A 14,154-nucleotide genomic window follows, 5' to 3' on the forward strand; every position below is an offset into this window, starting at 1 on the left:
CGGTCGTCCGTCGGGTCTACCGGCACGTGTACAGCGTCGCGTCGGCGAGTTCGGCTACCACGTCCGAGATGTCGCCGCGGGCGCGAAAGGCGTTGAGCTGCCGACGCGCTCCGTTGCCGCGGGACAGCAGAGCGGCGATGGTGTCGGTGACGAAGGGCAGGTCGCCCAGGTGTTCCAGGGCGGGCTGGACGAGGGCGACGAAGTGGTCGAGCAGCTCGGGGACCCGGATCGGGCGGCCGGTGTCGGGGTCGATCACGGTGCCGTCCAGGCCTTCGTGCGCGGCGCGCCAATAGGCCGCGCGGAGTGCGGGTTCCGGGACCGGAGGCCCGGATTCGGCGGTGCGGGCGGTCATGGCGGCGGCGCGGACCAGGGTCGCCAGGAGCGCGGATTCCTCGACGGTGGCGGGGACGTCGCTGACTCGCACCTCGACCGTCGGGAACGTGGAGGAGGGGCGGACGTCCCAATAGATCATCTTGCGGTCGAGGATCACGCCGAGCGCCAGCATGGACTCCACGGCCGCCTCGTACTCCGCAACCGAGGCGAAGTAGGGCGGCGGACCGGCGCTGGGCCAGCGCCGCCACATGATGTTGCGCCAGCTGGCGTAGCCGGTCTCGCAGCCGCGGTAGATGGAGGAGTTGGCGGTCAGGGCCAGCAGTACCGGCAGCCAGGGGCGCAGGAAGTTGCTGACCCGCAGGGCTTCGGCGAGGCCGGGGACGGCGACGTGCACGTGGCAGCCGCACAGGCCTTGTTCGCGGGCGAGCCTGCCGAACCGTTCGGCGATGCGGCTGTAGCGCGGGGTGCCGGTGATGGCGAGCTCCTCGGGGACCGAGGGCGGTACCGCGGCGGCCAGGAGCAACGCGTCGTTCTTCTCGGCGCAAGCGGCCGCGCAGCGCCGGAGTTCCCGCAGTTCCCGGAGCAGGTCGTCGGTGGTGGTGTGCACGCGGGTGGTGGTCTCGACCTGGCAGCGCATGATTTCCAGTTGCAGGTCCATGCCGAGGTCCGCCGCGGTCCGGGCGACGTCGGCATTCCGGCCGACCGGCGCTCCGGTGCGCGGATCCACGAGGAGGAACTCCTCTTCGACACCGACCGTAGGCGGGGCTTCCACATCGGGTGGATACCTCCCGAGCATGGGTCCACACCTGTCGGAGCGGTCTCTCCGGGTCACCCCTACCAGTGTCCAGGATGCCCGGGATTGTCGGTGGGCGGGGTCACACTGTCGTCATGGCATACGACGAGGAGCTGGCCGACCGGATCCGCGACGCGCTGGGACCCGAGGTGGCCCACGTGGTCGAGAAGAAGATGTTCGGCGGCCTGGCGTTTCTGGTGGGCGGCAATATGGCCGTCGCGGCCAGCGGCAAGGGCGGGCTGCTGGTGCGCGCCGACCCGGACACCGCCGGGGACCTGCTGCGGGCCGGTGCGGTCGAGCCGATGGAGATGGGCGGCAAGAAGATGACCGGGTGGCTACGTGTCACCGCCGAGACGGTCACCGACGACGACGCGCTCGACGAGTGGGTGCGCCTCGGGGTCGGCTACGCCAAGACGCTGCCGCCGAAATAGCACAGGGGCAAACACTGTGCCCCACAGCACAGCGCGGACGCCGGTGTGTTCGGCTTCACCCAATTGTGAGCTGCCACAACGGGTTCGCTGCGACTTGTCATGCCGTCTTTACACCGCACCACAGTGCGGAAACCTGCGTCGCGCACTGTGGTGAACATGAGGCAAACCGAGATACATGCACTGGCATGCGAGGTCTGTGGTCGTCTGCCCCATCCCACCCGCACGCGGCTGGCCCTGGCCAAGCTCGCCGCGGTCCTTCCCGTCGAACTGGCCCTGCACGCCCTGGTCATCCATCTCGAGCTGCCGTATCTGGCGACGGTGGCGATCCTGGCGGTGACCGCGACCATCCTGGTCATCTGGGTGGTCGAGCCGGGGGCGATGCGGTATCTGAGCCGCTGGCTGCACGCCCCGGAACTGCGGCACCGGCACCGCCTCGACAGCGCCGAGCGACTCTGGCGCATCCGCGTGCGCCTGGACGACAAGCCCGGCCGATTGGAACTGCTGGCCAAGCAGCTGGCCGACCGGCGGGCCAATATCCTCGCCATGCACGTGCACCATCTCGAGAACGGCGTACTCGACGAACTGGTGGTCTCCACCCCCGCGGAGGTGCTGCCGCAGCGCCTGACCCACGCGGTCGCCAAGGCGGGTGGCGTGGCGATCGGCATCTGGCCCGCGTCGGCGCTGACCCTGGTCGACGGCCAGACCCGGGCACTGGGCCTGGCCGGACGGGTGGCCGCGGATCCGGGTGAGCTGCCGCTGGCGATCGCGGAACTGCTGGGCGCGCAATACCTTCCGGATCCCGATCCGGCCCGCGTGCCCGGCGGCACACTGCTCGAAGTCGAGGCCGAATCCGACCGTGCGGCCATGACCTTCCTGCGCACCGGCGAGCCGTTCACGCCCGCGGAGGTGGCCCGCGCACACCGGCTCATCGACCTCGCGGTGGTCGCCACCCGCCAGCCATAACCACCCCGACCTGCGGATTCCCGTCGTGCAATCCAACTTTCGGCCCCTCGAGCCGAGCCACTCCGATTTTCATACCGCGCAGTTTCACTTCATGGCAGACTCCCTCGTGCGCGTTCGCTCGAAACGCGCTCGAGGGGTTGGTTGATCGATGAGTGTTCGACGGGCAGGGATCGATGTCGGCGGGAATCCGCCCGCCCGCAAGACGGTTCGCACGGCGAAGCTGGCGGCGGTGCCGCTGTCCTTCGCCGGACGGCAGGTGGCCGGGGCGAGCCGGCGCGCGCTGGGCCGCCCCGCCGGCGAGATCGATCGTGAGATCCAGCTCCGCACCGCCGAGCACATGGCCGACGTACTCGGCGAGTTGAAGGGCTGCGCCGCCAAATTGGGGCAGATCCTGGGCGTCTACGAGCTGGCGCTACCCGCCGAGCTGGCCGAGCCGTACCGGATCGCGCTCGGCCGCCTCCAGGATGCCGCGCCCGCCATGCTGCCGCGCACGGTGCACCTGGTGCTGGCGGAATCGTTCGGTCCGGATTGGCGAGACAATTTCCGCGAGTTCGACGATCGACGGTCGGCCTCGGCCAGCATCGGCCAGGTGCATCGCGCGGTCTGGCACGACGGCCGTCCGGTGGCGGTGAAGGTGATGTATCCGGGCGCGCGGGCCGCGGTCGACAGCGATCTGCGGCAGTTGCGCGGATTGGCGTGGCTGACGTCGGTGTTCGCCCCGCACGTCGACGGCCGCGCGGTGGTCGACGAGCTCGCCGAATGCCTGCGCGCGGAAATGGATTTCGAGGCCGAGGCCCGGAACCAGCAGCGCTTCGCGGACGCCTACGCCGGCGATCCTGATTTCGTGGTCCCGCAGGTCGTGGCCCAGCGCGGGGATGTGATCGTCTCGGAGTGGCTGGACGGGATTCCGCTGTCGCGCTTGATCACCACCGGCTCGCGGGCCGAGCGGGATCGGGTGGGCATGCTGGCGGTCCGGTTCTTCTGGTCGTCCGCGCCGAGGTCGGGCCTGCTCTACGGCGACCCGCATCCGGGCAATTTCCGGGCGCTGCCCGACGGCCGTCTGGGTGTGGTGGATTTCGGGGCGTGCCCGGTCTGGCCGCCCGCGCAGTTCCCGGCGCTGGTGCACGATCTGGCCGACGCACTCATTCATGGCGGCCCGGCGGACCTGGACGCCGTGACTCAGCGGCACGGTTTCACCGACGCGCAGCGTGGCCTGGACAGCGCGGCGCTGGCCGCGAAGCTGTTGCCGTTCACCGAACTGCTGCGCCACGAGACGTTCCGAGTCGATACCGACTGGTTGCGTGGCCGCACCCGGGATGCCCTGAGCCCCAAGCTCGACAATGCCTACCGGCAGCTCGGCGTCCCCGCCTACCTGATGCCGTTCCAGCGCGCGCTGATCACCCTGCTCGGGCTGGTCGCCCAGCTGGGCACCACAGGTCCGATGCGAGCGGAGATCCTGCGCTGGTCACCGGAATTGAGCGCGGTGATGGATCGCTGCGCACCCACCCCTTGATCACTGTCCCAGACAGATCTACCCTGGAGTGATGGGCGCAGAGCGGCTTTCAGCTCCCGACCACGAGGTCGTGGTGATCGGTGCGGGCCCGGGCGGGATCGCCGCCGGGGTCGAGCTGAAGCGGGCGGGGGTGCGCGACTTCGTGATCCTGGAGCGCGCCGACGAGGTCGGCGGCAGCTGGCACGAAAACCATTACCCCGGACTGGAAGTCGACATCCCGTCACTGGCGTATCAGTACTCGTTCGCGCGAAATCCGGACTGGAGCAGGTTGTTCGCCTCCGGCGCGGAGGTGAAGCGGTATCACCTCGAGGTGGCCCGTCGCTTCGGGCTGTACCCGCATCTGCGGTTCGGAACCGAGGTGGCCGCCGAGGAGTGGGACGAGGACCGGCACCGCTGGTCGCTGCGGCTCGCCGACGGCAGCGCACTGTCCGCGCGGTTCGTCATCAGCGCGGTGGGCGCGTTCGTCAGCCCCAAGGTGGATCCCGGGATTCCCGGACTCACCGGCTACCGCGGCCGGATCCAGCGCCCCTCGGACTGGGACGACAGCTACGACCTGGCCGGGCAGCGGGTCGCGATCATCGGCACCGGCGCGAGTTCGGTCCAGATCACCCCCGCCATCGCGGGCGAGGTGGGCAGCCTCGCGGCCTTCCAGCGCACCCCGGTCTGGTGCCTGCCCAAACCGAATCCGCGGATCCCGCGTGCCGTCCGGCTGGCGCTGCGCGTCCCGGGGGTGCAGGCGGGCGTGCACGGTGCGGCGCTGGTGGCGGTCGACGCCGCACTGCGGACCATGTCCAGCACGCCTCTCCCTGTGGTCCGCCCCGCGTTGCGCGCGATCGACGCCGCCGCCATCCGCGGCTATCGCGGCCTGCTGCGACTCATGGTGCGGGATCCGGAGATTCGTGAACGCCTGGCCCCGGACTACGGCCCGATCGCCAAGCGCCCGACCCTCAACACCGGCTACCTGCTGGCCTTCAACCGCGACAATGTCGACCTGGTGACCACCCCGATCGAGCGGTTCACCGCGCACGGCCTGCGCACCACCGACGGCGTCGAGCGCGAGTTCGACATGATCGTGCTGGCCACCGGCTATCACGTCTTCTCCGATCCGGAGACCTACACGCCCGGCCTGGTGGTCGGCCGCGACGGCCTGGATCTGGGCAAGTACTTCACCAAGAACGGCCTGCAGGCCTACGAGAGCGTCGCGCTGCCCGGCCTGCCCAATCGGTGGACCCTGGTCGGCCCGTATTCGTGGACCGGCAGCGGCTGGCACGCGTTCGTGGAGATGACCGCGACCCACGCGGTGCGCGCCATCTCCGAGGCGCGCCGCCGCGGCGCGACCTGTGTGGCCGTGCGCCAGGACGCGCACGACGCCTATCACCGCCGCGTCTACCGGCATGGCGCGGCCATGCGCTACTACCTGGCCGAACTGAACGCGCACGTGCCGACCTACTATCGCAATTCGCAGGGCGACTCGACGTACATCCGGCCCACCGGGTTCTTCTCGGCGCGCCGGGCGCATCACCGATTCCCGTTCTCGGACTACGACTTCGACCGTCTTACCGCCTGACCGTTCCCGCTCTCGAGGATCCGTGCCCATGATCGAACTGCCGAAATCGGTCCGGATCGCGCTCGGCGCGGCCGGCTACGGCATCAGCGACCGCCGTCTCGCACCGGCTGTCACCGGTTCCGTGATCCTGGTGACCGGGGCCTCCTCGGGCGTCGGGCGCGCCACCGCGCTGCGGCTGGCCGCCAACGGGGCGACCGTGCTCGCGGTGGCCCGCCGGGCGGCCCGGCTCGAGGAACTGTGCACGGAGACGGCGGGTTCCCCGGGCCGGGTGTACGCCTATCCGGCGGACCTGTCCGACACCGATGCCTGCGCCGCGCTGATCGAGCGGATGCTCGCCGATCACGGGCACGTGGACGTCTTCGTCAACAACGCGGGCAAGTCGATTCGCCGCTGGCTCTCCGATTCCCTGGACCGTTGGGACAATATCGACGACACCGCGCGCATCAACTTCCTCGGCCCCGCGCGGCTGGTCATGAGCCTGCTGCCGTCCATGCGGGCCCGGCGGCAGGGCCACATCGTGAACATCAGCACCGCCGGGGTGCACGGGCCCGGCGTGGGCTGGACCGCCTATATCGCCTCGAAGTCGGCATTCAATTCCTGGATGCGCGGCGCCGCACCGGAATTGCGGGCCGACGGCATCGACGTCACCGCGGTGCACCTGCAATTGGTGCGCTCGGAGATGCTGGGCCCCTTCCGGATCTACCGCTACACCCCGAGCATGTCGACCGAGGAGGCGGCGAGTCTGGTGTGCCGGGCGATCGTGGACCGCCCCTTGGCGATTCGCCCGTGGTGGGAGCGGGTGAGCGCGCCCCTGTCGTACGCGCTCGACAGTTCCCCGGCGGCGCAACGCATGCTGACGCTGTACGCGAAGGCCGGGAACGGGAACAACCGTCCGGTGGATTGGGCCGGTCCGCTCGGCCGCCTGGAACGCACGGTCAATCTGCTCGACGACGCGGTCACGGTGGCCGGGTGGATTCCGGCCAGCGGCGTGCTGGAACAACTGCCTCCGGCCCGGATTCCCCAGCTGGCCATGGCATTACGCGACGGGGTCGAGCTGGCCACGGTGCTGTCGCTGTTCGCGGCGCGGTTCCCGGACCGGCCCGCCATGATCGACGACGACGGCCCGATCACCGCGGCAGAGCTGGACCGGCAGGTGCGGGCGCTGGCGGCGGCGCTGCGATCCCGCTGGCGAATCGGGCATGGGCAGCGAGTCGGTGTGTTGTGCCGCAACCATCGCGGATTCGTGCTGGCGGCGTATGCGGCCGCGCGGCTCTCGGCGGATCTGGTGCCGTTGAACTACGGTTTCGCCGGGCCGCAGATCGGTGAGGTACTCGATCGCGAACGCGTCGAATTGCTGCTCTACGACGGCGGATTCCACGATGAGATCGAGAAGGCCGGGTACCACGGGCGGCGCGTGGTGGTCCGTGGCGCAGCCGGTGGCCTGCCGACGGTGGCGGAATTGGTGGCGGCGGGAGGGCCACCGGTGCGCGAGCCCGCGTCCGGGGGCGCGCTGATCCTGCTCACGGGCGGGACCACCGGGGTACCCAAAGGCGCGCCGCGCACCTTCGGCGCAGGCACACTCAGATCCTCGAGCCCACGCATGCTGCTGGCGGTCGGCGATCTCGCCCGGGTCGCGCCGATCCCGCGGCTGGGTCAGCCCATGGTGATCGCGCCGCCGCTGCATCACACCTACGGGTTCCTGGCCACCGCCGGTGCGTTCCTGCTCGGTTCGACCGTGGTCGTGCACGAGCGTTTCGATGCCGCGACCCTGCTCGCCGATATCGAGCGGCATCGCGCGCAGATCGTGTGCGTGGTGCCGACCATGCTCGGCCGGGTGATGGCGCTGCCGCCCGAGGTGCGGCGCTGCCACGATCTGTCGAGCCTGCGCATGATGGTGTGCGGGGCCGCTCCCCTGCCGCCGTGGCTGGCCACCGCGTTCCAGGACGAGTTCGGCGAGGTGCTGTTCAACGGCTACGCCTCCACCGAGACCGGCGTCGGAACCTTCGCCACGCCCGCCGATCTGCGGGCCGCGCCCGGCACCGTGGGCCGCCCGCTCGCCGGGATCGTGGACATCCGCATCGTCGACGGCGACGGCCGCGAACTGCCCGCCGGCGTCACCGGCCGGATCGTCAACAAGAACCCGAGCATGTTCCACGGCTACAGCGACGGCCGGACCAGGGAGATGGTCGGAAAGCACATGGACTCCGGCGATCTCGGCCATTTCGATGCCGAGGGCAGGTTGTTCGTGGACGGCCGTTCCGACGACATGATCGTCTCCGGCGGTGAGAACGTCTTCCCGCAGGAGGTCGAGGAGGCGCTGCTGGCTCACCCGGCGGTGGCCGACGCGGGCGCGGTCGGGGTGCCCGACGACGATTTCGGGCAGCGGCTCGTCGCGGCGGTCGTGCTGGAGCCCGGGGCGCGGGTGGACGCCCGCACCTTGCAGCGGCACATCAAGACGACGCTGGCCGGGTACAAGGTGCCGCGTGACATCGTCTTCGTCCCGGAACTGCCGCGCACCACCGCGGGCAAGTTACGGCGGCAACAACTTCCGGCGATCATCGATGCACAATGGGGCGCATGACGCAGCGACAGAATGTTTCCTCCGGCGCGCACTGGGAGCCGATCGTCGGTTATTCGCGCGCGGTCCGGGTCGGCCCGTGGATATCGGTCGCCGGGACCACCGCGGTCGATTCGGACGGCGGCGCGGTGGGCGGCGACGATATCGCCGAGCAGACTCGTGAAGTGTTGCGCCGAGTTGTGGCCGCGCTGGCGGAAGTCGGCGCGACACCCGAGAATGTCGTGCGCACCCGGATTTTCGTCACCGATATCTCCCGCTGGGAAGAGGTCGGCAAGGCGCACGGCGAAGTCTTCGCGGCGATCCGCCCGGCGGCGACAATGGTCGAGGTGAGCAGCCTGATCGCCCCCGCGCTGCTGGTCGAAATCGAGGCCGACGCGATCGTGCCGGAAACGGTTTGAGCGCATCGTCTTTCAGCCGCGCATACCCTCGATTTCGTGCCGGAGAACGTCCAGGAGTTTCTCGGGGTCGTCGAATTCCGCAGGGTCGATGGGTGTTCCGAAGTGGATGGTAACTGGATGGTGGCGGTTGAATCTGCGGCGGGCGCCGCCCCGGCGCATGGGTAGCACGCCGTCGGTGCCGGTGGTGGCGACCGGGATGATCGGAACACCGGTCGCCATGGCCAGCGTCGCGACGCCCGGTTTGTACGGTTCGCGCTCGCCGGGCGGGACCAGGCGGCCCTCCGGGTAGATGATGAGCACGCCGCCGTACCGCAGCACCTGCGCCGCGCGGCTCACCGCGGTGCGCCCGGAGTCCGGATCGCGCCGGACCACCGGAATATGACCCAGCAGCCGGACCAGCCGTCCGACGACCGGCCAGGTCCACAGCTCGGCCATGGCGATGGCCACCGCGCGCCGCCGCAGCGCACCCCACAGGAAGACCGCGTCGAGCAGGGAGATGTGGTTGCTCGCGATGATCACCGGACCGGTCGAGGGCACCCGATCGCGGTTGAGCACGGTGACTTGGACGAAGCGGGACCAGGCCAGGGCACGCAGCGTCCGGCGGACCAATTGCGTTGTGAGCCAAGCCCGTTTGCCCAGTCCACGGGGTCGTCGCGCATCGGTGTTCATGGCCCTCCCGGATCAATGGTTGTGACAACGGTTTTCATCCTCGTTCGGTGACCGATCGGAGAACACCGCAGAACTACTCAGCCGCAACCGTGTTTTTCGAGAAATAGCCTATGGCTATCAAGGCATTTTGCGCGTAGCCTGGTGGTTGCTGCACTCACGGCAATATCACACCGAAACTTCTGCGGAGGTCGTGTGCTGCCATGGTCGGAAACTGGTGGCGTAACACCGTTTTGCTACAACTGCGTCGACCCCCGGCAAGCGCGGCGGTGCTGTTCGTCGTGGCCGATGACGGGACCCCGGTCATCACATTCCCGAGACTCAATTGGGCATGGGTGGCGATCGCTTCCGCGGCAGTCCTGTTCTTCGGGATCACTGTCGCAATGTTGGTGAGCCTCGCCTATTTCGACGAGCCCACCAGCACCGTGCCGGATGCTCCGGCATCCTGTGAACCGTTCTGCGGCGCATCGACGCCCTAGAGTGGTTGCCTCGCCACGCCCACAGATATTCGACTCCCCGGTCATTCCGCTCGGTAGCGTCTCCGAATGCCGGAGTCGGCTCCGGCGAAATGGAGTCATGACCTGTGGGAGAGCGAATGAGGTTCTGGAAGGTCTCAGCCGTTTGTCTCGTCGCGGCGGTCACCGCGGTGGCCGCCGGTTGCGGAACCAAGTCGGACGACAAAGCTACCGGTTCGGACGAGGTGCGCACGATAGCCAAGGAGGCCTACACCTACGGCTTTCCGATGGTCGACATGTACCGCATCGAGAATTCGTATGTGGTGGACAAGAACAGCAGCCAGTACATGGGCGGCTGGAACCAGCTGCACAGCATCGCCAGGGTTTTCACCCCGGCGGACACTGCGGTCCAAACGCCCAATTCGGACACACCGTACTCGTTCCTGGTCGCTGACCTGCGGACCGAGCCGCTGGTGCTGACCGTGCCCCCGATCGAGGAGAAGCGCTACTACTCGGTCCAGTTCATCGACAACTACACCTATGTCTATGACCTGCTCGGAAGCCGGACCACCGGGAACGGCGGCGGCACATACCTGCTCGCCGGTCCCGGCTGGACGGGCGACAAGCCCGCCGGGGTGGACAAGGTCATCACCTCGGCGACCGACTTCTCGATGGTGCTGTACCGGACCCAGTTGTTCGATCCGGCCGATCTGGACAACGTCACGAAGATCCAGTCCGAGTACCAGGTGAAGCCGCTGTCATCGTTCGAGAACAAGGCGGTGCCGGCCGCCGCCCCGACCGTCGACTTCATCCAGCCGCTGACACCGGAGGAGGAGCAGACCTCCCTCGACTTCTTCAAGGTCCTCAACTTCACGCTGAAGTACGCGCCGGTCCAGCCGAACGAGAAGGAGCTGCGCGACCGGTTCGCGAAGATCGGTATCGGCCCGGACGGCGATTTCGATCCCGCGAAGCTGAGTGCCGATGACCGCAAGGCGTTCCAGGACGGCATGGCCGACGCCTGGTCGGAGCTGCACAACTTCCAGAAGAACGAGCTGGAGACCGGCAAGGTGAACTCCGGTCAGCTGTTCGGGTCCGCCGAGCAGCTGAAGGGGAACTACCTGTACCGGTTCGCCGGTGCGGTCATGGGCATCCTGGGTCTGCCGGGCGCGGAGGCCATGTACTTCCCGCTCACCAACGACACCACGGGCGCCAAGCTGAACGGCGCCAACAACTACACCCTCACCTTCCCCGACGGGAAGCTCCCGCCGGTCAAGGCGTTCTGGTCGGTGACCATGTACAAGTTGCCGGAGATCCTGCTGGTGGAGAATCCGATCAACCGCTACCTGATCAATTCGCCGATGCTGCCGAACCTGGTGCGCAACCCGGACGGCGGGATCACGCTCTACCTCCAGCAGACGTCGCCCGGCGCGGACAAGGAGGCCAACTGGCTCCCCACTCCGCCCGGCGATTTCGAGATGATCCTGCGGACCTACTGGCCCGAGCAGGCCATTTCCGACGGCAGCTGGACCCCGCCGAAGGTGACCAAGGCCTAGGCCTGGTCGTTCGACGGCAGGAAAGGGTGACGACGGTGCCGGGCGAGGACTCGATCTCGAGCCTCGCCCGGCCACCGTCGTTCCTTTCACAGTGACCATCCGCGGGCGGATACTGCACTTGTAACGTGTACGAACCACCCGCCACGTGGCGGGACCGATCCACGGGGGTGAACTGCGATGACACGGTTCGATCTGGTGATTCGCGGGGGCACGGTGTACGACGGGACGGGTGCGCCCGGGGTGCGGGCCGATGTCGGGGTGACCGACGGCAAGGTGGCCGTCATCGAGGGCGGCGGGCTGCCCGATGGGGAGCGGACGATCGACGCCACCGGCACATGGGTGATGCCCGGCATGCTGGACGTGCACACCCACTACGACGCCGAGGTGCTGGGCAGTCCCGGCCTGGGCGAATCGGTGCGGCACGGTGTCACCACGGTGGTGCTCGGCAACTGCTCGCTGTCGACGGTGTACTCCGAGGCCGAGGACTGCGCCGACCTGTTCGCGCGCGTCGAGGCGCTGCCGTGGGACGCGGTGCACTCGGCGGTCAAGGAGCACAAGGACTGGGACGACCCGCGGTCGTACCGGAAGTCGCTCGCCGACCGGCCGCTCGGCGCGAATGTCGCCGCCTTCCTGGGACATTCGGACATGCGCGTGACGGTCATGGGCCTGGCCCGCTCCGTGGACGCGCAGGCCCGGCCGACACCCGCTGAGCTGCAACGCATGTGCGCCATGCTGGAGGCGGCGCTGGACGCCGGATTCCTGGGGCTGTCCACGATCCGCAGCTCGTTCTCGAAACTGGAGGGCGTGCGGTTCCCGACCCGGCAGCTGCCGTCCACCTACGCGACGTGGCGGGAGTACCGGGCGCTGAACGCCGTGCTGCGGCGACGCGGCCGGGTGCACCAGAGCACCCCGAACCTGACCACCCGCACCGAACTGGTCAAGTACTTCGCGCAGAGCGCAGGCCGGTTCCGCGCGCCGCTCAAGACGACCCTCATCGCGGGCATGGACGTCAAGGCCGACCGCACCACCGCGCGGGCCGCGATGGCGTCGGCGTGGATCGCGAATACCGTTGGCGGAGCCCGCTTCCGGTGGCAGCATCTGCCGGTGCCGTTCGAGGTGTACGCCGACGGCGTGGATCTGGTGGTGTTCGAGGAGTTCGGCTCCGGCAGCGCCGCGCTGAATATCCGGGACGCCATGAAGCGCGGCGAGCTCCTCGCCGACGAGGACTACCGCCGACGGTTCCGCAAGGATCTGGCCAAGAAGTACGGGCCGCGAGTCTGGAACCGCGACCTCTACGACGCGGTGATCGTCGCCTGCCCCGAGGCGGACGTGATCGGGAAGTCGTTCGGCGCGGTCGCCGACGAACGCGGCATCGATCCGGCCGACGCCATGCTGGATCTGACGGTGGAGCACGGCCCGGCATTGCGGTGGCGCACCGTCATCGCCAATGACCGTGAGGAGGTGCTCGACCGGTTGCAGCGCTCACCCATGATGCAGGTCGGGTTCGCCGATTCCGGTGCGCACCTGCGGAATATGGCGTTCTACAACTTCGGGGTGCGGATGCTGGAGCGGGCGCATCAGCGGGGGTTCCTGCCGATCGAGACCGCGATCCACCGGCTCACGGGCGAACTCGCCGATTGGTACGGCCTGGACGCCGGGCGCCTGCGGGTCGGCGGGCGCGCCGATATCGCGGTCGTCGATCCGGCGGGGTTCGACGGCACGTCCAGTGCGTACGCCGAGGCGCCGTTCCCCGGGGTCACGGGGTTGCAGCGCATGGTCAATCGCAATGACCGGGCGGTCGCGGCCACCGTGGTCGGTGGCCGCGTCGTCTACGAATACGGTGAATTCGCACCGGGATTCGGCACCACCCTGCACGCGGGCAGCTTCCTGACCGCGCAAGGGTGAGGCCCTAGACGAGTTCCGGGGTACGCCCGCGGGCGCGGTATTCCTGCGGTGGGCAGCCCTGCCAACGCCGGAAGGCGCGGATGAAGGATGCCGCCTCGGCGTAGCCGAGGCGGGCCGCCACCTGCTCGGTGGTCATGTCGGTGCGGTCCAGCAGTTCCTCCGAGAGGGCTTGGCGCACCTCGTCGAGCAGGGCGCGGAATGAGGTGCCCTCCTCGTTGAGCCGCCGCGACAGGGTGCGCGGGCTGACGAACAGCCCGGCCGCTACGGCCGACTGATCGGGGATCACACCCGGATCGCGGATGAGGACGCCCCGCACGACGGCCGCGAAACCGGAGCGGACATAGCGGCGCGCCAGCAGTTCCTGGCACATCTGCTCGCAGGTGCTGCGGGCCTGCTCGGTCGGTTGCGGCAGGACGACGTCCAGGAACGAGGAGTCGAAGGCGAGTTCGTCGACGCTGGTTCCGAAGAGCGGCTCGACGCCGAAAACAGACCGGTAGCGGCTGGTATCGGGCGGTGCGGCGTGCCGGAAACTGACGCGGCGCACCGGCACGTTCACCGAGTACAGCTCACGGCCGAGCATCTGGATTCCGGCCAGGACCCGCTCGGCCAGGAAGCCGCGCACGTCCTCCGGAACGTCCCGGTCGTCGAACCGCAGCCGCCCTTCGCCGTCCACTTCCTCGAAGGTCACCTGCCCGAACGCGAAGACCAGCTCGGCGTATCCCGGCGACACCACGATCGCGTCCCGCATGGTCCGGCTGGCCAACAGCGCCAGACCCCAGGGCCCCGACAGCGAGACGTGATACCGCGTCCCCGCCTCCACGCCCAGTCCCGGTTCCCGGCCGAACCGGGCGAGGAGATTCCGCACCACCGCGAGTTCTTGCCGCGCCGTCACTTCCGTGGTCTGTTCGGCCACCGATTCAGGCGCCAGACCCGCTCCGGCGAGGCACTCCCCCGCCGGCATCCCTCTCTCATTGGCGAGCCGGGTCAGAATGTGCACGC

At 68.9% G+C, this 14,154-nt stretch carries 12 protein-coding genes; 9 read left to right on the top strand and 3 right to left on the bottom strand.

The genetic code is table 11. The features are described 5' to 3' along the window. Window positions 1–16 precede the first annotated feature (16 nt). On the bottom strand, window positions 17–1,105 hold the full coding sequence (locus ABZ412_RS08315) for a glutamate--cysteine ligase (RefSeq protein ID WP_357278169.1): 1,089 nt from the start codon (window positions 1,103–1,105) through the stop codon (window positions 17–19). A 116-nt stretch (window positions 1,106–1,221) separates the two neighbouring features. Between ABZ412_RS08315 and ABZ412_RS08320 the strand changes: the two genes are divergently transcribed. The 6 genes from ABZ412_RS08320 (at window position 1,222) to ABZ412_RS08345 (ending at window position 8,576) form a co-directional block, all read left to right on the top strand. Then, window positions 1,222–1,557, top strand: coding sequence for a TfoX/Sxy family protein (locus ABZ412_RS08320; protein WP_357084480.1), 336 nt, complete (start codon window positions 1,222–1,224; stop codon window positions 1,555–1,557). Window positions 1,558–1,713: 156 nt separating this feature from the next. Then, a complete protein-coding gene (locus ABZ412_RS08325) occupies window positions 1,714–2,520 on the top strand; it encodes an amino acid-binding protein (protein ID WP_357277910.1) in 807 nt (268 codons plus the stop codon). 148 nt (window positions 2,521–2,668) lie between these two features. Continuing rightward, the gene (locus ABZ412_RS08330) at window positions 2,669–4,033 is read left to right on the top strand and encodes an AarF/ABC1/UbiB kinase family protein (RefSeq protein ID WP_357277912.1); all 1,365 of its coding nucleotides are present in this window, start codon (window positions 2,669–2,671) and stop codon (window positions 4,031–4,033) included. A gap of 31 nt (window positions 4,034–4,064) precedes the next feature. After that, window positions 4,065–5,600, top strand: a complete 1,536-nt coding sequence (locus ABZ412_RS08335; protein ID WP_357277914.1) for an NAD(P)/FAD-dependent oxidoreductase — start codon at window positions 4,065–4,067, stop codon at window positions 5,598–5,600. A gap of 28 nt (window positions 5,601–5,628) precedes the next feature. Beyond that, window positions 5,629–8,181: an SDR family NAD(P)-dependent oxidoreductase gene (locus ABZ412_RS08340; RefSeq protein ID WP_357277915.1), complete on the top strand. Its 2,553-nt coding sequence runs from the start codon at window positions 5,629–5,631 to the stop codon at window positions 8,179–8,181. After that, window positions 8,169–8,576, top strand: coding sequence for a RidA family protein (locus ABZ412_RS08345; protein WP_357277918.1), 408 nt, complete (start codon window positions 8,169–8,171; stop codon window positions 8,574–8,576). Before ABZ412_RS08340 ends, ABZ412_RS08345 begins: the two co-directional genes overlap by 13 nt. 12 nt (window positions 8,577–8,588) lie before the next feature. On the opposite strand, the gene ABZ412_RS08350 is transcribed toward ABZ412_RS08345, so the two are convergent. Beyond that, entirely contained in the window at window positions 8,589–9,245 is a 657-nt protein-coding gene (locus ABZ412_RS08350; protein WP_357277920.1) for a lysophospholipid acyltransferase family protein, read from the bottom strand. 200 nt (window positions 9,246–9,445) lie between these two features. On the opposite strand from ABZ412_RS08350, the gene ABZ412_RS08355 reads away from it, so the two are divergent. The 3 genes from ABZ412_RS08355 to ABZ412_RS08365 all read left to right on the top strand — a co-directional run bounded on the left by ABZ412_RS08355 (window position 9,446) and on the right by ABZ412_RS08365 (window position 13,155). Then, a complete protein-coding gene (locus tag ABZ412_RS08355; protein WP_357277923.1) occupies window positions 9,446–9,721 on the top strand; it encodes a hypothetical protein in 276 nt (91 codons plus the stop codon). A 116-nt stretch (window positions 9,722–9,837) separates the two neighbouring features. Continuing rightward, window positions 9,838–11,250, top strand: a complete 1,413-nt coding sequence (locus tag ABZ412_RS08360) for a DUF1254 domain-containing protein (RefSeq protein ID WP_357277925.1) — start codon at window positions 9,838–9,840, stop codon at window positions 11,248–11,250. Window positions 11,251–11,427: 177 nt separating this feature from the next. Further along, entirely contained in the window at window positions 11,428–13,155 is a 1,728-nt protein-coding gene (locus ABZ412_RS08365; RefSeq protein WP_357277928.1) for an amidohydrolase family protein, read from the top strand. A 4-nt stretch (window positions 13,156–13,159) separates the two neighbouring features. Here ABZ412_RS08365 and ABZ412_RS08370 read toward each other — a convergent pair whose 3' ends face one another. After that, window positions 13,160–14,116, bottom strand: coding sequence for an AraC family transcriptional regulator (locus ABZ412_RS08370; RefSeq protein WP_357277930.1), 957 nt, complete (start codon window positions 14,114–14,116; stop codon window positions 13,160–13,162). Window positions 14,117–14,154 lie beyond the last annotated feature (38 nt).

It is taken from the genome of Nocardia sp. NPDC005746 (assembly GCF_040630785.1).
Lineage (GTDB): Bacteria > Actinomycetota > Actinomycetes > Mycobacteriales > Mycobacteriaceae > Nocardia.

Coding starts and splice junctions, on each gene's coding strand:
- ABZ412_RS08320 (WP_357084480.1), top strand. CDS start 1,222: ATGGCATACGACGAGGAGCTGGCCGACCGGATCCGCGACGCGCTGGGA.
- ABZ412_RS08325 (WP_357277910.1), top strand. CDS start 1,714: ATGAGGCAAACCGAGATACATGCACTGGCATGCGAGGTCTGTGGTCGT.
- ABZ412_RS08330 (WP_357277912.1), top strand. CDS start 2,669: ATGAGTGTTCGACGGGCAGGGATCGATGTCGGCGGGAATCCGCCCGCC.
- ABZ412_RS08335 (WP_357277914.1), top strand. CDS start 4,065: ATGGGCGCAGAGCGGCTTTCAGCTCCCGACCACGAGGTCGTGGTGATC.
- ABZ412_RS08340 (WP_357277915.1), top strand. CDS start 5,629: ATGATCGAACTGCCGAAATCGGTCCGGATCGCGCTCGGCGCGGCCGGC.
- ABZ412_RS08345 (WP_357277918.1), top strand. CDS start 8,169: ATGGGGCGCATGACGCAGCGACAGAATGTTTCCTCCGGCGCGCACTGG.
- ABZ412_RS08350 (WP_357277920.1), bottom strand. CDS start 9,245: ATGAACACCGATGCGCGACGACCCCGTGGACTGGGCAAACGGGCTTGG.
- ABZ412_RS08355 (WP_357277923.1), top strand. CDS start 9,446: ATGGTCGGAAACTGGTGGCGTAACACCGTTTTGCTACAACTGCGTCGA.
- ABZ412_RS08360 (WP_357277925.1), top strand. CDS start 9,838: ATGAGGTTCTGGAAGGTCTCAGCCGTTTGTCTCGTCGCGGCGGTCACC.
- ABZ412_RS08365 (WP_357277928.1), top strand. CDS start 11,428: ATGACACGGTTCGATCTGGTGATTCGCGGGGGCACGGTGTACGACGGG.
- ABZ412_RS08370 (WP_357277930.1), bottom strand. CDS start 14,116: ATGCCGGCGGGGGAGTGCCTCGCCGGAGCGGGTCTGGCGCCTGAATCG.